The sequence below is a fragment of the Actinokineospora alba genome, from assembly GCF_004362515.1.
In the GTDB taxonomy this organism is placed as follows: domain Bacteria; phylum Actinomycetota; class Actinomycetes; order Mycobacteriales; family Pseudonocardiaceae; genus Actinokineospora; species Actinokineospora alba.
Genome location: NZ_SNXU01000001.1, coordinates 2,226,662 through 2,243,898 on the forward strand (window position 1 = coordinate 2,226,662; position 17,237 = coordinate 2,243,898).

Annotated in this window: 16 protein-coding genes; 8 read left to right on the plus strand and 8 right to left on the minus strand. The window is 70.0% G+C overall.

What is annotated here, in order from left to right; translation table 11 throughout:
• Positions 1 to 45: 45 nt before the first annotated feature.
• From C8E96_RS10680 to C8E96_RS10695, 4 genes are read right to left on the minus strand one after another with little or no spacing between them, the layout of a single operon-like run.
• Positions 46 to 837 (minus strand): ABC transporter ATP-binding protein, encoded by a 792-nt coding sequence (locus C8E96_RS10680; RefSeq protein ID WP_166657945.1) that lies wholly within the window; start codon positions 835 to 837, stop codon positions 46 to 48.
• Positions 834 to 1,616 carry an ABC transporter permease gene (locus C8E96_RS10685; protein WP_091379350.1) on the minus strand — a complete coding sequence of 261 codons (783 nt, stop codon included), beginning with the start codon at positions 1,614 to 1,616 and terminating at the stop codon, positions 834 to 836. Before C8E96_RS10685 ends, C8E96_RS10680 begins: the two co-directional genes overlap by 4 nt.
• A complete protein-coding gene (locus C8E96_RS10690; RefSeq protein WP_228770062.1) occupies positions 1,613 to 2,389 on the minus strand; it encodes an ABC transporter permease in 777 nt (258 codons plus the stop codon). Before C8E96_RS10690 ends, C8E96_RS10685 begins: the two co-directional genes overlap by 4 nt.
• Positions 2,390 to 2,428: 39 nt before the next feature.
• Positions 2,429 to 3,442: an ABC transporter substrate-binding protein gene (locus C8E96_RS10695; RefSeq protein ID WP_166657946.1), complete on the minus strand. Its 1,014-nt coding sequence runs from the start codon at positions 3,440 to 3,442 to the stop codon at positions 2,429 to 2,431.
• A 652-nt stretch (positions 3,443 to 4,094) separates the two neighbouring features.
• Between C8E96_RS10695 and C8E96_RS10700 the strand changes: the two genes are divergently transcribed.
• Genes C8E96_RS10700 through C8E96_RS10715 form a run of 4 tightly spaced genes read left to right on the plus strand, consistent with a single transcriptional unit; the run spans position 4,095 to position 8,774 of the window.
• Positions 4,095 to 7,049 (plus strand): sensor histidine kinase, encoded by a 2,955-nt coding sequence (locus C8E96_RS10700; RefSeq protein WP_091379342.1) that lies wholly within the window; start codon positions 4,095 to 4,097, stop codon positions 7,047 to 7,049.
• Positions 7,046 to 7,471, plus strand: a complete 426-nt coding sequence (locus C8E96_RS10705) for a roadblock/LC7 domain-containing protein (RefSeq protein ID WP_026422971.1) — start codon at positions 7,046 to 7,048, stop codon at positions 7,469 to 7,471. Before C8E96_RS10700 ends, C8E96_RS10705 begins: the two co-directional genes overlap by 4 nt.
• Before the next feature lie 24 nt (positions 7,472 to 7,495).
• Entirely contained in the window at positions 7,496 to 8,188 is a 693-nt protein-coding gene (locus C8E96_RS10710) for a DUF742 domain-containing protein (protein WP_091379339.1), read from the plus strand.
• Entirely contained in the window at positions 8,169 to 8,774 is a 606-nt protein-coding gene (locus C8E96_RS10715; protein ID WP_091379336.1) for a GTP-binding protein, read from the plus strand. Before C8E96_RS10710 ends, C8E96_RS10715 begins: the two co-directional genes overlap by 20 nt.
• Before the next feature lie 128 nt (positions 8,775 to 8,902).
• On the opposite strand, the gene C8E96_RS10720 is transcribed toward C8E96_RS10715, so the two are convergent.
• On the minus strand, positions 8,903 to 11,143 hold the full coding sequence (locus C8E96_RS10720) for a helicase-associated domain-containing protein (RefSeq protein ID WP_091379552.1): 2,241 nt from the start codon (positions 11,141 to 11,143) through the stop codon (positions 8,903 to 8,905).
• A 78-nt stretch (positions 11,144 to 11,221) separates the two neighbouring features.
• Between C8E96_RS10720 and C8E96_RS10725 the strand changes: the two genes are divergently transcribed.
• From C8E96_RS10725 to C8E96_RS10740, 4 genes are all read left to right on the plus strand, one after another.
• A complete protein-coding gene (locus tag C8E96_RS10725) occupies positions 11,222 to 11,410 on the plus strand; it encodes a hypothetical protein (RefSeq protein ID WP_091379332.1) in 189 nt (62 codons plus the stop codon).
• Between the two features lie 107 nt (positions 11,411 to 11,517).
• Positions 11,518 to 12,912, plus strand: coding sequence for an NAD-dependent malic enzyme (locus tag C8E96_RS10730; protein WP_091379329.1), 1,395 nt, complete (start codon positions 11,518 to 11,520; stop codon positions 12,910 to 12,912).
• Between the two features lie 16 nt (positions 12,913 to 12,928).
• Positions 12,929 to 13,408 (plus strand): cyclic pyranopterin monophosphate synthase MoaC, encoded by a 480-nt coding sequence (moaC, locus tag C8E96_RS10735; protein ID WP_091379325.1) that lies wholly within the window; start codon positions 12,929 to 12,931, stop codon positions 13,406 to 13,408.
• Positions 13,405 to 14,319, plus strand: coding sequence for a molybdenum cofactor biosynthesis protein MoaE (locus tag C8E96_RS10740; protein WP_228770061.1), 915 nt, complete (start codon positions 13,405 to 13,407; stop codon positions 14,317 to 14,319). Before moaC ends, C8E96_RS10740 begins: the two co-directional genes overlap by 4 nt.
• 388 nt (positions 14,320 to 14,707) lie before the next feature.
• Here C8E96_RS10740 and C8E96_RS34460 read toward each other — a convergent pair whose 3' ends face one another.
• From C8E96_RS34460 to moaA, 3 genes are all read right to left on the minus strand, one after another.
• Positions 14,708 to 15,358, minus strand: a complete 651-nt coding sequence (locus tag C8E96_RS34460; protein ID WP_091379320.1) for a LysM peptidoglycan-binding domain-containing protein — start codon at positions 15,356 to 15,358, stop codon at positions 14,708 to 14,710.
• A gap of 443 nt (positions 15,359 to 15,801) precedes the next feature.
• Positions 15,802 to 16,062: a MoaD/ThiS family protein gene (locus C8E96_RS10750; RefSeq protein ID WP_091379316.1), complete on the minus strand. Its 261-nt coding sequence runs from the start codon at positions 16,060 to 16,062 to the stop codon at positions 15,802 to 15,804.
• Positions 16,059 to 17,084, minus strand: a complete 1,026-nt coding sequence (gene moaA / locus C8E96_RS10755) for a GTP 3',8-cyclase MoaA (protein WP_091379314.1) — start codon at positions 17,082 to 17,084, stop codon at positions 16,059 to 16,061. Before moaA ends, C8E96_RS10750 begins: the two co-directional genes overlap by 4 nt.
• Between the last annotated feature and the right edge of the window lie 153 nt (positions 17,085 to 17,237).

Consider the following 17,237-nt stretch of genomic DNA (forward strand, 5'->3'; position numbering starts at 1 on the left):
GGCACGGAAACGAATGCCCCCGGCCGCGGCCGGGGGCATTCGTCGTCAGTGGACGGTCTCGGCCGTGGGCGCCGACTGCAGCAGCCCCGCCACCTTCGCCCGCAGCTCGACGAACTCGTCCGACGAGCGGGTGGTGATCTGGTCGCGCTCCTCGCCCAGACCGACGTCGAGCGCGGCGACCACCCGGGCGGGCGACTTCGACAGCACCAGCACCCGGTCGCCCAGGTAGACGCTCTCGTCGATGTCGTGGGTGACCAGCAGCACCGTCGTGTCCTGCTCGCGGCGCACGCGCAGCAGCAGGTCCTCCAGCTCGAAGCGGGTCTGCGCGTCCACCGAGGCGAACGGCTCGTCCATCAGCAGCAGGGCGGGCCGGTAGGCCAGGGCGCGGGCGATGGCGACGCGCTGCTGCATGCCGCCGGAGAGCTGCCACGGGTACTTGCGGCCCGCGTTCTCCAGGCCGACCGCGGCCAGCGCCTCGCCCGCCCGGGCGGTGCGCTCGGCCCTGGACAGCTCACGCAGCGGGAACTCCACGTTCCGCTGGACGGTCAGCCACGGGAACAGTGACCGGCTGTAGTCCTGGAACACCACGGCCAGGTCCGCGGGCACGCCGTCGACGGGGGTGCCGTGCAGCGAGACCGCGCCCCGGGTCGGCCGGATCAGCCCGGAGATCGACCGCAGCAGGGTCGACTTGCCGCAGCCGGACGGGCCGACGACGCAGACGAGCTCACCCGCCTCCACGGTGAACGACAGGCCGTCGATGGCGTCGTGGGCGCCGTCCTTGGCCTGGTAGGTGTGGCCGAGGTCGGCCACATCGAGCATTGTCTGGGCCACGGTCATCCTCCGGTCGCCTGCGCCTGGGTCTCGAACGTGTGCTTCGGCTGCCAGGCCAAGGCACGGCGTTCGAACATCAGCAGCAGCGTGTTGAACAGGTAGCCGAGCACGCCGAGCAGCACGATCCACGACCACATCTCAGGTAGGTCGTAGTCCCGCTGGGTGCGCACCAGCTGGTTGCCGATGCCGTTGGCGGACCCGACCAACTCGCCGATGACCATCAGGATCAGCGAGATCGACAGGCTCAGCCGCAGCCCGGCGAAGATCTTCGGCGCAGCCGACGGCAGCACCACACCCAGGATCCACTGGGCCTTCGAGAGCCGGAACGCCCGCGCGGTCTCGACCTTCGTCGCGTCCACGCCCCGGGCGCCGTCGACGGTGTTGAGCAGCACCGGCCAGATCGCCCCGAAGATGATCGTCGGCAGCTGCATGCTCGTCACGCCGACGGTGGCGATGAAGAACGGGACCAGCAGCGGCGGCGGGATCGATCGCATGAAGTTGAACAGCGGACCCAGGTACGCCATCGCCGTGCGGGACCGGCCGAGCAGCAGGCCCAGCGCCACGCCGATGATCCCGGCCAGCGCCCAGCCGCCGAGCATCCGGCCGACACCGGGCACGACGTGCTCGCCGAAAGCGCTGGAGAACCACACTTCGGCCGCGGCACCCGAGATCGTCGACGGCGGCGGGAAGAACGGGTCGGCGGCGGACCGCGTGACCAGCTCCCACACCGCGACCACGATGGCGAACACGACCCAGCGCTGGGCGAACCTCCCGAAGCGCCTCACGAGGCATCACCCCGCGGGGCGTTCCAGGCGAACAGCTTGGTGTGCAGCCGTTCCAGCCCGGCGTTCGCCGCGTAGCCGACCAGGCCCGCAATGACCGTGCCCGCGAGCACCTGGTCCATGTGGGCGCCGCCGCTGTTGGCCTCCATGATGAACTGCCCGAGGCCCTTGGTGCCGCCCGCGAACAGCTCGGTCGAGACCACCACGGCCAGCGCGATCGCGAACGACAGCCGCACGCCGGTCAGCACGAACGGGGCCGCGCTGGGCAGCGCGATCCGGGTCAGCACGGCCACCCGGCCGGTGCCGAACGCGCGCGCCGTCTCCACATGCAGCGGGTCGAGTTCGTCGAGCGCGTACATCGTGTTGAACAGGATCGGCCACAGCGCGCCGTAGACGGCGAGCGCGATCTTGGTGTCCGGGCCGGTGCCGGTGACCAGCAGCGCCAGCGGGATCAGCGCGACCGACGGGATCGGCCGGAGGAATTCGACCACCGTCATGCACGCCCGGCGCACCAGCGGGATGCTGCCGAGCAGCAGTCCACTGGGGACGGCGATCAGGACGGCGATCACGAGTGCGATGACGGTGGCCAGGACGGTGGCCAGCAGCGCCCGGAGAAAGGTCTCGTCGCCGAGCAGGTCCACCATCGTCGGCAGGACCTCGCTCGGCGGACGCAGGTAGAGTCCCGGAACCAGACCGGTCTGGCTGGCCACTTCCCAGGTGAGGAAGAGGCCCGCCAGACCGATCAAGCTCGCGGGAACCCGTCGAGTTCCACTCACTGTGCTCGGCTTCCGGAAACGGAAGCCCACCCCCTACCGCTACTTGCCCGCAGAACCGTTCGGGATCATGGTCTTGACGTCAAGGTGACCCTTGATCACACCGAACTCTTCCATCAGGTTCGCCACGCGCTGGATGCGGTTGGCCTCAAGGGAGGTCGAATACGTGGAGATGGTGACCAGCTGGGCGGTCTGCTGGTCGATCTTGGCGTACTTGACGAACATGGGCTCCATCTTGGAGCGGTCGGTCGCCTCGGCGTGCGCCTTGGCCAGCGCGCGCTGGAAGGCGGCGATGGTGTTGGGGCTGGTGCTGGCGAACTTGCCCTGGCCGCCGATCGCGACGTAGCCGGACATCGGGATCTCGGCCGTCGGACCCGAGGCGCCGTCGAACACCGGGACCGCGCCGATCTTCTTCATCGCGTTGGTGACCCACGGCTCGACCATGACCGCGGCGTCGACGTCACCCTTCTGCAGGGCGCCCATCATCTCCGGCAGCGGCATCTCGATCCACTTGACCTGGTTGTAGTCCACGCCCTGGTTCTTCAGGACGGACATCGGCGCCAGGTCGGTGAAGCTGTTGCGGCCGGTGATCGCGATCCGCTTGCCGGGCGCGTCGGACGGCTTCTTGAAGGCGGAGTCCTTCAGGGTCACCACGACGAGGTGGCCGGGCTTCGCCGAGAGCGCGTCGGCGACGATCTTGAACTCGGCCAGCTTCTTGCTCTGCGCGAGCAGCGGCGCCGGGTAGGACGCGAACGCGATGTCGACGTCGCCGTTGATGACGCCGGTGATGCTGGCGGGCCCGGAGGCCATGACCTGGGCTTCGACCTCGAGGCCCTGCTCCTTGAAGTACCCCTGCTCGATGGCGCGGTAGAACGGCGCGACGTCGACGACGGGCAGTACCCCGACCTTGATCTTGGCCTTCTCCACCCCGCCCGGCCCCTGCTGGGCGCCGTCGGATCCGCTTTCGCCGCCGAGCAGCGAGCAGCCGCTGGCCAGCAGCGCCACCGCGACAGCGGCGATCGGCAGACGGGCACGGGAGAACCGTCTGGTGGTCACGCTTCGGAGCATTGGAGCCTCTCCTCATAGGAGGTCGGTTTGTCGAGGTGTTACCCCCCTCGCACATCAAGGGGCCACTCTAAGGTCCGTTGGGACCGGGTCACAATGAGTGTGCGCCAGATGTCTTCGGGTGAACTCTCTCACTGAATTGGGTGGAGCCGTTGACCCAAGTGGGCGAATTGCTCCAGAGCCCTGACCAGGGCCTAACGGTGTGTAATGGCCCACTCGGGGTATGCCCCCTAGCCCTGCCATCTGGGTGATCAATTGGCTGGAATAGTCCATAGTTCCATCACCCATGAGGACTGTTGCTACTGCTAAGTACCTGATAAGGGCTGTGATGATGCCCTGGAAGGGTTACATCGCCGCTGAGACTTCGCTACCTTCTGTGTCCAACAGGTGAGGCGCACGCTCGTCCGAGCGGCGCGGAGAGCAGGCGCGCATGGTCGTCGGTAACGCCGGGCCGAGTCGGTCCGACATCTTGCGGCAAGCGTCACTGCTTCGGGCTACCGCGATGCGCCGCGTCCTTAACTGGGGTAGTTGTCCGTTCGAGCTAGCCGAGTAACGGGCTACTGGCTCAGATGCAAGGAGTGTGCAGGCAGTGCCCGATCACACCGCTGGGGTCGACCTAGGCCCTGGGAAATTCGGTGGCGTCGTGTCCGACCGGGATGCGGCGCGATCCGCCGCGCCCAAGACGCCCGGCCGTAAAACGGTCGAGGGCGGGTCCCGCTGGCGGCTGCGCAACTGGCGCCTGCGGACCAAGCTGATCGCGGTCCTCATGGTCCCGGTCATCACCGCCATCGCCCTTGGGGTGCTCCGCGCCGACAACGAGCTGCAGCGCGCCGCCGACTTCGACGAAGCCGCCGCGGACATCAGCTCGACCCTCGACGTCGTCGCGCTCGTCCACGAGCTGCAGAACGAACGTAACCTGGTCGTCGCCCACGTCGCGGGCAGGCGACAGGGTGATGTCGGCAACATCCAGGCCCAGTTCCAGAAGACCAACGCCACGCTCGCCCGGCTCGCGCAGGCCGCCAAGACCGTCGAGGCCGAGCGGGAGGACGCCCGGCTGCTGATGCCGCTGGCGAACCGCCTCTCCGCCGTCGAGTCGGTCCGCAGCGCCGCGATGAGCAGCGAATACCCCGACGTCGGCGTCTACGGCGCCTACACCTCCCTGCTGGAGGCCGTGCTGGCCGCCGGCTCGGAGTTCACCGCCTCGCTCGGCGACCCGGAGATCAACCGCCTCGCCAGCGCCGCGCTCAGCGTCGTGGAGAGCAAGGAGTTCCTGGGCAGGCAGAACTCGATCCTGATGATCGCCGCCATCCGGGACAACTTCCCCTCCGGCATGCTCGAACTGGCCCGCGGCGCCGAGGCCAGCTACGCCGCCTCCGTCGCCAACTTCCGCGCCAACGCCGAGCCGGTCGAGTCGCAGTTCTACTCCGACACCTTCTCCGGCGCCGAGGTCGACCACCGCGAGTCCACCAAGCAGCTCGCCTTCTACCACGCCTCGCGGGACCAGCCGCTGGGCATCTCGATCGACTCGCTGCGCGAGGACGCCCGAGCCACCGCCGAGGCGCTGCGCAAGGTCGAGATCTCGCTGCTGGAGAAGCTGCGGTCGAAGGCCATCACCGCCGCCGACACGGCCAAGGTCGACGCCTGGCGCGACGCCGCGATCGTCCTCGCCGCCGTGCTGCTCGCCCTGATCGTCACCCTGATCGTCGCCCGCTCGCTCCTGGTCCCGCTGCGCGTGCTGCGCCGCGACGCCCTGGACGTGGCGAACCGGCGACTGCCCGAGACGGTGCAGCGAATCCTCGCCGACCCGGACCCGGTCGAGGCCGCCAAGAACGCGGTCGAGCCGGTCCCGGTGTTCACCCGCGAGGAGACCGGTCAGCTCGCCCGCTCGTTCGACGCCGTGCACGACCAGGCGGTCCGGATGGCGACCGAGCAGGCGCTGCTGCGCGACAACATCAACTCGATCTTCGTCAACCTCTCCCGGCGCAGCCAGACGCTCGTCGAGCGCCAGCTCTCGCTGATCGACCGGCTCGAGCAGGACGAGCAGGACCCCGACCAGCTCGCCAGCCTCTTCGAGCTCGACCACCTCGCCACCCGCATGCGGCGAAACTCCGAAAGCCTGCTGGTGCTCTCCGGCTCCGGCCTGAGCCGCCAGCTCAGCCGCCCGGTGCCCGCCGCCGAGGTCGTCGGCGCCGCGGTCTCCGAGGTCGAGCAGTACGCCCGCATCGAGGTGCTGTCCGCTCCGGACATCGCCGTGCAGGGCCGCGCCGTCTCCGACCTCGTCCACCTGATCGCCGAGCTGCTGGACAACGCGACCTCCTTCTCCGAGCCGGAGAAGAAGGTCTACGTCCGGATGGCGGTGACCAGGAAGAAGGAACTCGCCATCCAGATCACCGACTCCGGTGTCGGTATGAACGAGGACGAGATCGAGAACGCCAACACCCGCCTCGCCGACCCGCCCGACCTCGACGTCGCGGTGACCAGGCGAATGGGCCTCTACGTGGTCGCCCGGCTCGCCAAGCGGCACGACATCGTCGTGCGGCTGCGCGACAACGAGGACATCGAGGGCGGCCTGATCGCCCGGATCACCGTCCCCGCGGGCCTGGTCCACGGCTCCGGCGCCCCGGCGCAGACCAACAACATCATCTCGCCGATCAGCCTCCCGCCCGCCATCGGCGACACGGCGGCCAAGGCCAGCGGCATCGCGGGGGCCTTCACCGGCAGCATGCCGCGGCTGCGCTCCGACGGCGGCGTGGTGGCCGAGTCCCCGGTGGAGCGCTCCGCCGAGCAGGTCACCGGCTACCCGCCGTTCCAGCCGAGCTTCGGCGCCGACAAGATCGACGACACCGGCGGCTGGGGTCCCCCCGCCTCCCCGGAGGAGATCAACTCCGCGCTCAACGGCCACATCTACGACGACTCGGGCGTCGGACTGTTCGGCACCCCGATGCCGGAACAGCCCTACGACGACGACGTAAACGGCGCCTACGCCTACGAGCCGCCGCCCCGGCCCGCCGAGCAGACCCACGGCGGCGACGCCCCCACGGAGCGGCTGCCGATCTACGAGGCCGTCCTGTCGCAGTGGTTCGAAGCGGGTGACACCGGCTCCACCCCCGCCGCCAACGGCAACCCGCCCGCGAACGGCACCATCAACGGCGCACTGACCCCGGCCGAGCCCGAAGCAGACCACCACGCGGAGCCCACGGCCGACGCCGTCGAGGCGCCCGCCGCGGCGGCCGAACCCGAGCCCGCACCGGAGCCCGAACCGGCCCCCGTCGTCGATCCCTGGGTTTCCCCAGGTGACGACGGTTGGCAGCGGGCCCGTGCACTGCTCGACCACAGTGCTGACACCATGACTACCGCAGGACTGCCCAAGCGGGTCCCCAAAGCCCACTTGGTCCCCGGTTCGGCAGCGCCAAGGGAGGAGACCACCGGTGAACAGCCGGCGGTGCCTCCACTGCCTCCCCGCACGGCGGACGCGATCCGCGGCCGCATGTCGAGCTTCCAACAAGGGGTTCGGCGGGGCCGACACGCCCTTGTCGACGCTTACCCTGGTGACCAGACCGGTTCAGACGAGAGCCGCCAAGACGAGGAGCAGGAGTGACGACCGCGTCAGTACAGCAGCCCGGCAGCTTCGGGTGGCTCATCACCGATTTCGTTCGCCAGGTCCCCGGCGTCGCGCACGCCGTGGTGGTCTCCGCCGACGGACTGCTGTTGGCCGGATCGCAGGGCTTGCCCCGCGACCGCGCCGAACAGCTCTCCGCGGTGGCGTCCGGCCTGGTGAGTCTCACCGCCGGTGCCGCGAGGTGCTTCGAAGCGGGCGGGGTCAACCAGACCGTGGTCGAGATGGACCGCGGTTACCTGTTCCTGATGTCGATCTCGGACGGCTCGTGCCTCGCGGTGCTCGCCGCTCCGAACTGCGACATCGGACTGGTCGCCTACGAGATGACCCTCCTGGTCGAGCGAGTCGGCCAGCAGATGACGCCCGAGCTGCGCGCGCAGCTTCAGGGCTCGCAGCGCAGGTAATCGAGACGGCGGGGTGAGAGCGCGATGAGTACGGGGCGCCGGGCGACCGGCAGGCGTACCGAGGACGACTTCTCCTACCGGGACTTGTTCGGCTCGGACTCCCGCTTCGGCGAATCCGACCTCGATGAACCCCTGGATGAGCCCGAGCGGAGGCTGACGGAGATGTCGGAACGCGGCTGGGAGGACCTGCCCGAACATGGCATCGGCGACCCGCCGAACCGGTTCGACATCGATGGGTTCCGGGCGAGGCTCTTCGGCGGGCCGAGCGCGGCGCTCTACGGCGACTCGGGTATCCCCGCGCAGTCCGACTGGGACAGCAAGGAGATCCCCGCGGTCCCGACGTTCGACCCGGAGCCGGAGCACGACCCGCTGCAGGAAACCGGTTCACTGGTGCGTCCGTACACCAAGACCGGTGGTCGGACCCGCTCCGACTACGACCTGGCGATCGAGGCTCTGGTCTCCACCAGTGACCGAGGCCGAGTCCCCGACGCGGCGGTGCGCCCGGAGCACAGATCCATCTGCGGCCTGTGCCTGGATACTCGTTCGGTCGCCGAGGTCGCCGCGCACCTGCGGCTTCCGCTCGGCGTCGCCCGGGTCCTGATCGGGGACATGGCGGGAATGGGCCTGGTCTCGATCCACCAGAGCGGCATGGTCGTGGGCGACCGGCCGTCGATCGAATTCATGGAAAGGGTGCTCAGTGGGCTCCGCAGGCTCTAGTCCTCTCAGCGCGCGTGGCGCGGCACCGCAGCCGACCACCTCGGCCAAGATCGTGGTCGCCGGTGGGTTCGGCGTGGGCAAGACGACCCTGGTCGGCTCGGTCTCCGAGATCGTGCCGCTGACCACCGAGGCCGTCATGACCGAGGCCAGCGTGGACGTCGACGACCTGTCGTCGACGCCGAACAAGACGACCACCACGGTGGCGATGGACTTCGGTCGCGTCTCGCTCGACTCCGACCTGATCCTGTACCTGTTCGGTACACCGGGTCAGCACCGATTCTGGTTCATGTGGGACGACCTGGTCCGCGGCGCCATCGGCGCCATCGTCCTGGTCGACACCCGGCGCCTGGCCGACGCGTTCGCGTCCATCGACTTCTTCGAGGACCGCGGACTGCCGTACATCATCGCGCTGAACTGCTTCGACCGCGTTCTGCACCACCGCATCGACGACGTGCGCGACGCGCTCACCGTCGAGCCGTCGGTGCCGATCGTCACGACCGACGCGCGTGACCGCGACTCCACCAAGGAAGCGCTCATCACCCTCGTCCAACACGCCATGCAACAACGCATGTCCCGCGCCGTCTAGGCGCGAGTCGCCCCCTCAGGCAAACGAGTCGCCCCTCCCTGCAACTGAGTTCGACATTCACGTCCGCGCGAATGTCGAACTCACTCGCCGGGAGGGGCGACTCGTTTGCCTGGCGGGGCGACTCGCGGTTATTCCTCGACCAGGGCTGCGCTGGTTATGCGGTGGACGGGGAGGCGGTGGAGGTCGTCGCCGGTGGGGTCGTGGCCCTCTACTACGCCGCCGCCTAGGCGGACTGGGATGAGGACGCGTTGGACGGCGCTGCCGTGGCCGTCGACCATGCCGATCCACACCTTGCTGCCATCCTGGATGGCCGTCTTGAGCAGGGCCATCACCTCCGCCAGGTTCGCCCCGCCGGAGCTCGGCGACACCGGGCGGCTGCGCCTGCTCTCCGCCGCACGATCGCCCGCCCGCATGCTGCGCACGATCTCCGCCAGCTGCTCCGGGTCGGCCACCCGCGTGCCCGCCGGCCTGCGCAGCGCCCGCGCGGCCGTCTGCACCCGCCTGCCCGTGGGCCGCAGGTCGACGACCTGGCCGTCGACGTCCTCCGCCGCCGGGGCGAACCCGGCCGCGCGCAGCTCGTCGAGGATCTCCAGCAGCGGCAGCGGACTGATCAGCACGGTCGGCGCGATCCGGCGCAGCCGCAGCGATGCCGCCACCGGGTGCGCGGCGACCTCCGCGACCAGCGCCGGGTCGTCGCAGCGCAGGAACGACGTGGCCGCGCCGCCGCGCAGCCTGCCGTGCCTGCGGGCGACGTCGTCGATCAGGTAGGTCAGCGACTGCGGGATCGGCGTGCGGGACCGCAGGCGGAACAGTTCATGCAGGTCAGAGGCGGTGCGGCCGACGTCGAGCGCGCGCCGGATCGACGTCTCCGACACCCGGTAGACCGTGGCGCTGCCCGCGGACTCGACGTCGGCGACCTCGCCGACCTGGGCGGCCAGGTGCGGTTCGAGCACGCCGGGGGCGACGACGGTCAGGTCGGCCTGCACCAGGAAGTGGTCGATCGGCTCCGGCATCGCCTCGGCCATCCGCTTCGCGGCCGCCGCGGCACCTTCGTCGAGCAGCGCCCGGCCGGGGCCGCTCACCGCGCCGAGCGCGACGATGCCGAGGGCGGAGGCCTCGGTCAGGGTCCAGCGGACGATCTCGTCGCGAAGCCTGCCGCCGCGCCGGGGCGCGCGCCAGGCGAGGAGGGCGGCGAGTTCGTCAGGGGAGGCGATGCCGGTGCCGGGTTTGAGGTCGGCGAGGGCGGTCAGCACCCGCAGCCGCTCCAGCGGCGCGACCGGGCGACGCAGGTCCTCCGACAGCGGCGCGAGCAGCTTGTCCTTGCCGTCGCGCAGGCCGCCGAGCCCGGGCAGCCGCGGCAGGTCGAGCCACGCGGCCGCGAGCGTCGCCCAGCGGTTGGCGGGGGAGGCGGCGAGCCAGAGATCGGCGTGGTTGGTCGGGATCCACTCGGGGATCACCGTGTCGGTCTCGGCGATCAGGCTCGCGCCGAAGGCCAGTTCGGCGAGCAGGGTCGCCTGCCGCTCGCTGATGTCGAGGGCCTTGGTCAGCCGCCGCACGTCGCGCACGCCCAGGCCGCCGGATTTGAGCGTCGTGGCGGGGTCGTCGGACCACATGTGGATGAGCGCTTCCATGTGCCGCAACACTTCGAGCGTCTCACTCGCCGCCGTCGCGTCCACAGTGGACTGCTTGTGCGCGGTGGTGTGCAGCGTCGGCTCGGTGAGGGCGCCGACGCGCTCGCGGCGCACGGCCAACCCGACCTCGCGCGGCAGCTCGACGGTCTGCGCGTCCACCCGCACCAGCAGGCCGCGGGCGAGCAGCCGCTGGATCGGGGTCCGCGCGTCGGCCAGCGGGAGGATCTCCGCGGCGTCCTTCGTGCGGCCGACCGGCTGACCGTGAGCGAGGGCCGTGACGACCTTGCGCTCGTCGTCCTCGATCTCGGCCAGCAGCACGGACACGTCGACGTCGGTCAGCGACGGCGAGGACCGGCCGAGCCCGCCGGGGTAGAGGCCGCCTGCTTCCCGGGCGGCGGGGACGAGGCTGATCCCGTCGTCGTCGCCCCAGGCGAGGATCATGCCGCGCAGCGTGTCCGCGGCTTCCCTGAGCCGCTCGGGCGGCACGTCGAGCAGGCCGTCGAGCGGGACGGGCTGCCGGTCGGCACCCGCCGTGAGCAGGGCGTCGAGGACGGCGAGGGTGAAGGTGTCGAGCCCTTCGGCCGCTCTGGCGACGGACGCGCGGGTTCCGGCCCTGGTGGCGAGCACCGTGGTGTCGGCGGGCCGCGGTGTGGCCAGATCCGGCCGCAGGCGCAGTACCTCGGCCAGCGCCTCGTCGTCCCGGGCGCGCAGCCAATCGGTGAGCGTGGTGCTGGACACCCTGACCACGGTATACGGCCCGGCCTTCCGGTAATCTCCGTACTCGCGAAACCTGTTCGCGAACACCTAGGAGGAGCCGTGGCGAAGGCCGCCAAGAGCCACCGTGTCGACCCGCACTGGGCGGGGGACGACGACCACGGCGTGCACCCGGTCAGCGAGCTGGCGTCAGACCGCCAGGGCGCGCTCTCGCCGTACGGCGACGTCACGTTCCCGTTGGAGAAGGTGCCCTACCAGCACCCGGTCACGGAGATCAACAAGACCCCCTGACCCTGGGCGTGACATGCGCCTACTACCGGTCGGTACACAGAAGGTGATCACGCCGCCGCGCTAGGCTCGCTCCATTCAAGACGCTGCCGTCTTCTTTGGAGCCCCGCATGCCAGTTCCCGGTCCCGGCTACTCCATCACCGTCCGCGTGGAGGCGCCCCCTTCGGCGAGTGCGGCGGGGGATCTGGCGGGAGCCATCGGCCGGGTCGGCGGCGTCATCACGGCGTTCGACGTCGTCGAGTCGCACAGCGACCGGATCGTCGTCGACATCACGTGCAACGCGGTGTCGGCCAACCACGCCCGCGACATCACCGAGGCGCTGGAAGTGCTGCCGGGTGTGGTCGTGCGCAAGGTGTCCGACCGCACGTTCCTGATGCACCTCGGCGGCAAGATCGAGGTCAACGCCAAGGTCGCGCTCCGCAACCGTGACGACCTCTCCCGCGCGTATACCCCCGGTGTGGCCCGGATCTGCCAGGCCATCGCCGACAACCCGGACGACGCGCGCCGCCTGACCATCAAGCGCAACACCGTCGCCGTCGTCACCGACGGGTCGGCCGTGCTGGGCCTGGGCAACCTCGGGCCCGCCGCCGCGCTGCCGGTGATGGAGGGCAAGGCGGCCCTGTTCAAGAAGTTCGCCGGCGTCGACGCCTGGCCGGTGTGCCTGGACACCCAGGACACCGAGGAGATCATCCGGACCGTGCAGCTCATCGCGCCGGTCTACGGCGGCATCAACCTCGAGGACATCGCCGCGCCGCGCTGCTTCGAGATCGAGGCCCGGCTGCGCGACCTGCTCGACATCCCCGTCTTCCACGACGACCAGCACGGCACCGCCATCTGCGTCGTCGCCGCGCTGCGCAACGCGCTTCGCGTCGTGGGCAAGGACATGGCCGACACCAAGATCGTCGTGTGCGGCGTGGGCGCCGCGGGCTCGGCCATCATCCGGCTGCTGCTGCGCCGCGGGCCCGCCGACATCGTCGCCGTCGACGTCGACGGCATCGTCCACTCCGGACGCGGCGACGGCGACGACAACCTGAAGTGGGTCGCGGCCAACACGAACCGCGAGAACAAGACCGGCAACCTGCACGACGCGCTGGTCGGCGCCGACGTGTTCATCGGCGTGTCCGCCCCCAACCTGTTCGGCGCCGAACAGGTCGCGACGATGGCGGCGGACCCGGTGGTGTTCGCCCTGGCCAACCCGGACCCGGAGATCGACCCGCTGGAGGCGCAGAAGCACGCCGCCGTGGTCGCGACCGGCCGCTCGGACTACCCGAACCAGATCAACAACGTGCTGGCCTTCCCCGGTGTCTTCCGCGGCCTGCTCGACGCCCAGGCCCGCGGCATCACCGACTCGATGCTGCTGGCCGCCGCCGACGCCATCGCCGACGTGGTGGACGGCGACAAGCTCAACGCGTCATTCATCGTCCCCAGCGTCTTCGACCCGGCGGTCGCCTCGGCCGTCGCCGAAGCTGTGCGCAAGGCCGCGGGCACCTCTCACTCGGGTTGAGTACTAGGCTCGATTTGTGGGTGAACTGAGTCATGTCGATGCCAGCGGCGCGGCCCGAATGGTCGACGTCTCCGCCAAGGACGTCACCGCGCGCACCGCGGTGGCCAGCGGGGTCGTCCGAACCACCGAGGAAGTAGTCGCGCTGCTGCGGCGGGACGGCCTGCCCAAGGGTGACGCGCTCGCCACGGCCCGGATCGCCGGGATCATGGCGGCGAAGAAGACCTCGGAGCTGGTGCCGCTGTGCCACCCGATCGCCATCTCCGGTGTCCGGGTGGACTTCGACCTCGACGGGCCGGAGGTGCGGATCTCGGCGACCGTGCGGACCAACGACCGCACCGGCGTCGAGATGGAGGCGCTCACCGCCGTGGCGGTCTGCGGGCTCACCCTGCACGACATGATCAAGGCCGTCGACCCGGCCGCCGTGCTCGACGCGGTCCGCGTGGAGCGCAAGGACGGCGGGAAGAGCGGCACCTGGGTCCGGGAGGAGCAGTCGTGAGCACCGCACACGTCATCACCGCGTCCAACAGGGCGGCCACCGGGGTATATGAGGACAAGACCGGCCCGGTCATCGTCGCGTGGCTGCGTGGGCGCGGCTTCGACGTCCCGGACCCGGTGGTGGTGCGCGACGGCGCCCCGGTCGAGACGGCCCTGAGGGCGGCTGTCGCCGCCGGGGTGGACGTCGTGGTGACCACGGGCGGCACGGGCCTCACCCCCACCGACGGCACCCCGGAGGCGACGCGGGCGGTCCTGGACTACGAGATCCCGGGCCTCGCCGACGCCATCCGGGCCGCCGGACTGCCCAAGGTGCCGACGGCGGTGCTGTCCCGGGGCCTGGCCGGGGTCGCCGGGCGCACGCTCGTGGTGAACCTGCCGGGGTCCTCCGGCGGCGTCCGGGACGGTCTGGCTGTGTTGGAGCCGGTCTTGGCCCACGCCGTGGACCAGCTGCGCGGCGGGGACCACCCGCGGCCTGCCGAGGCTGCTGTTACGGCTGAGGTGCTGCGGGCCGATATCAGCGAGTCCACGATCAGCGTCGAGGAGCACGCGGCCCTGGTGGAACACGCCGCCGCGGGTGCTGTGGTGACGTTCGCGGGGGTTGTCCGCGACCACGACCACGGGCGGGGCGTGCGGGGGCTGAGCTATGAGGGGCACCCCAACGCCAAGGACATCGTCGCCGAAGTGGCGGCTGACGTCGCGCGGCGTCCTGGGGTGCGGGCCATCGCGGTGAGCCATCGGATCGGGGACTTGGCGATTGGGGACGTGGCCCTGGCTTGCGCCGTGGCCGCTGAGCATCGGCGGGAGGCGTTTGTGGCCTGCGCGGATCTGGTTGATGAGGTGAAGGCGCGGTTGCCGATCTGGAAGCATCAGCTCTTCACTGATGGCACTGATGAGTGGGTCAACTGCCCCTGACCACGCGGCACCCAAACCAGCGAACTACCTGGACACTGCCACTGGCACTTTCCTTGCACCTTGGATGAGTGGTGCCTGTTTGGGTGGTTCGCCTTGATTTGGGGCCCCTCGAAATGGGCCGTGCGGGTCAAAAGGCGAGCTCAAGGAACCTCACCCGCACCGCGATTTTGGCCCATTTCACCCCAAATCAAGGCGAACCACCCAAACAGGCCGTTCGGTTCGGCCCGTTGCGCAGGGTGGGGGCAGGTGCCCAGCGGTGCCACTGCGGCAGGGGCGGTAGGCGCCCCCGATCGAACCTGCCGACACGTCCAAATAGAACCGGACCCTCACCGCCGGGGGGTAGCGGTAAGGGTCCGGAGCTGGGGCCCCATAAAGCGGGGCGTCAAACTTACTTGGTGGCGATCTTCTGACCCACGAGGATCAGGTTCGGGTCGCCGATGTAGCTCTTGTTCTTCTCGTGCAGGGCCTGCCAGCCGCCGGTCACGTTGAGCTGCTTGGCGATCTGCGACAGGGTGTCACCCGCGACGACGGTGTAGTCGCCCGCCGGGTTCGACTTCGACAGCGCCACCGGGGCGGCGGGGGCCGCGACCTTGGGGGCGGTCACCTTGGGCGCCGCGGCCTTGGGGGCGGCGGGCTTCGTCACGGCCTTCTTCGGGGCCGCGGGCTTCTTCGCGATGGCGGCGGTCGAACCGGCCCGCTTGCCGCAGGTCGGCCACGCGCCGATGCCCTGGCCCTTGAGGACGTTCTCCGCGACGCGGATCTGCTCCTCGCGGGAGGCCTGGTGGGCCATGCCCGACCCGCCGTACGCCCGCCAGGTGCTGGCACTGAACTGCAGGCCGCCGTAGTAGCCGTTGCCGGTGTTGATGCTCCAGTTGCCGCCGCTCTCGCACTGGGCGATGGCATCCCAGTTGACGCTGCTGGCGGAAGCGGGGGCGGCGACGGCGACCATCGGGGCGCCGATCGCGACACCCGCGACGATGACGCGGGCGATGGTGCGCTTGGCGGAGGACGGCTTGCGGTGCTTGCCTAGGTAGGACATTTGGGTCTCTCCTCCCGCGCCTGCGAGCGTGTCGCTGTGGGCGGGCCCGACTTCGGCCCGGCCGGGGCTCTCACCCGGCTGCCACGCCTCGCGTGCCGAAGCACGCTCGTCGTGGTCCCTCGCCCCTGTCCGGAAGTTCGCTTTCGCTCGGGGTTGGTTCCCGAGAGGCCGCCGGACAGGACTTGGCGCTACGGACTCCCGGGTAGTGCGTGGCTGGTTCGGGGCCAGCCAAGAAGCGACGGTACGTAACCGGGAGGGGATTCGGAAATTATCCAAGTTGTGACCGTCGTCACAGTAACGCTGGGCGAACCGGCTTCGATGGCAATGAATCCGCAGGTCAGCGAGTTATGTTTCGCTGTTATTGTTCCGTGTCCTGCCCGAGATAATTCACGCTGGGTGAGGTTTGGCTCACGTCGATTCGGCGTGTTGGGCCGTTCGTGGACTCAGCCACCCGCGAAAGGCGGAAGCACGTCGAGCACTGTTCCGTCACTCAACGGAACAGATCGGTCACGCACGGCCACGCCGTCAAGGAGGAAGCTCGACGCCAGCAGGACCCGGGAGAGAGCCTCGCCGTGGCGGCCGGAGAGCTCGCTCAGCGCGTCGGCGACCGTCGATCCGGCGGGGAATCCCACGGTCTCCTCGGACACGCCCGCGGCGGCTCGCGCTCCGGCGAAGTACCGGACCGTCGCTGTCGTCACGCTCATCCTCCGATTGCGCTCATCGGCCGCAGTGGCTGGGCGAAGCCCGCGTCGTTGATCTGGTGCCCCGCGAGTTTGGCCCACATCGTGGCCCGCCACAGCTCGGCGATCTCGGCGTCGTCGGCCCCGGCCCGCAGTGGCGCGCGCAGATCGGTTTCCGACTGGCTGAACAGGCACGAGCGCAGCGCGCCGTCGGCGGTCAGCCGGGTGCGGTCGCAGTCGCCGCAGAACGGGCGGGTCACCGAGGCGATGACGCCGACCTCGGCCGGTCCGCCGTCGACCAGCCACCGCTCGGCGGGGGCCGCGCCACGCGGGCTCGGGCTCTCGGTCAGCTCGAACTCTTCGCGAAGCAGCTCGAGGATGCGCTCCGCGGTGATCATCTGCGTGCGCTTCCACCCGTGCTGCGGGTCGAGGGGCATCTGCTCGATGAACCGAAGGTGGTAGCCGTGGTCTACGCAGTACCGAAGCAGCGAGGCGGCTTCGTCGTCGTTGATCCCGGGCAGCAACACGGCGTTGACCTTGACCGGCGTCAGCCCGGCGTCGCGCGCGGCGGCGAGGCCGTCGAGCACGTCGGAGAGCCGGTCGCGGCGGGTGATCTCCTGGAACCGCTCGGGGCGCAGGGTGTCGAGGGAGACGTTGATCCGGTCGAGCCCGGCGTCGACCAGCGACTTGGCGCGGCGGACCAGGCCGATGCCGTTGGTGGTCATCGAGATCCGCGGCCGGGGGGAGAGGGCGGCGGTGGCGGCGATGATCTTCTCGATGCCCTTGCGCAGGGTCGGTTCGCCGCCGGTGAACCGGACGTTGGTGATGCCGAGGGTCTCCACGGCGATGCGGATCAGCCTGCCGAGTTCATCCTCGTCGAGCATCTCGCCGCCGGGCATCCAGTCGAGGCCCTCGGCGGGCATGCAGTAGGTGCAGCGCAGGTTGCAGCGGTCCGTGAGCGACACCCGGAGGTCCGCGGCGACCCGGCCGAACCGGTCGATCAACGCGGGGTTGTCCGGGCGTGGCGCACTAGACGTGCCGGGCATTGCCGGAAGTCCCAGATCAACCGCTGTCACCCGATCCAGGGTAGTCGCGATTTCACCGAATGGGCTGATACGTCCGCTATCTGAGCACGACCGCGAGGTTGGCGTCCAACCGCGATTGCGGGTCGATTTATCCTATCAGGACGCGGCTGCGGA

Excerpts from the sequence above, each read along its gene's own strand:
- moaA (WP_091379314.1), bottom strand. The coding sequence starts at position 17,084 with ATGCCCGGCACGTCTAGTGCGCCACGCCCGGACAACCCCGCGTTGATC.
- C8E96_RS10680 (WP_166657945.1), bottom strand. The coding sequence starts at position 837 with ATGACCGTGGCCCAGACAATGCTCGATGTGGCCGACCTCGGCCACACC.
- C8E96_RS10730 (WP_091379329.1), top strand. The coding sequence starts at position 11,518 with ATGCCAGTTCCCGGTCCCGGCTACTCCATCACCGTCCGCGTGGAGGCG.
- C8E96_RS10750 (WP_091379316.1), bottom strand. The coding sequence starts at position 16,062 with ATGAGCGTGACGACAGCGACGGTCCGGTACTTCGCCGGAGCGCGAGCC.
- C8E96_RS34460 (WP_091379320.1), bottom strand. The coding sequence starts at position 15,358 with ATGTCCTACCTAGGCAAGCACCGCAAGCCGTCCTCCGCCAAGCGCACC.
- C8E96_RS10710 (WP_091379339.1), top strand. The coding sequence starts at position 7,496 with ATGAGTACGGGGCGCCGGGCGACCGGCAGGCGTACCGAGGACGACTTC.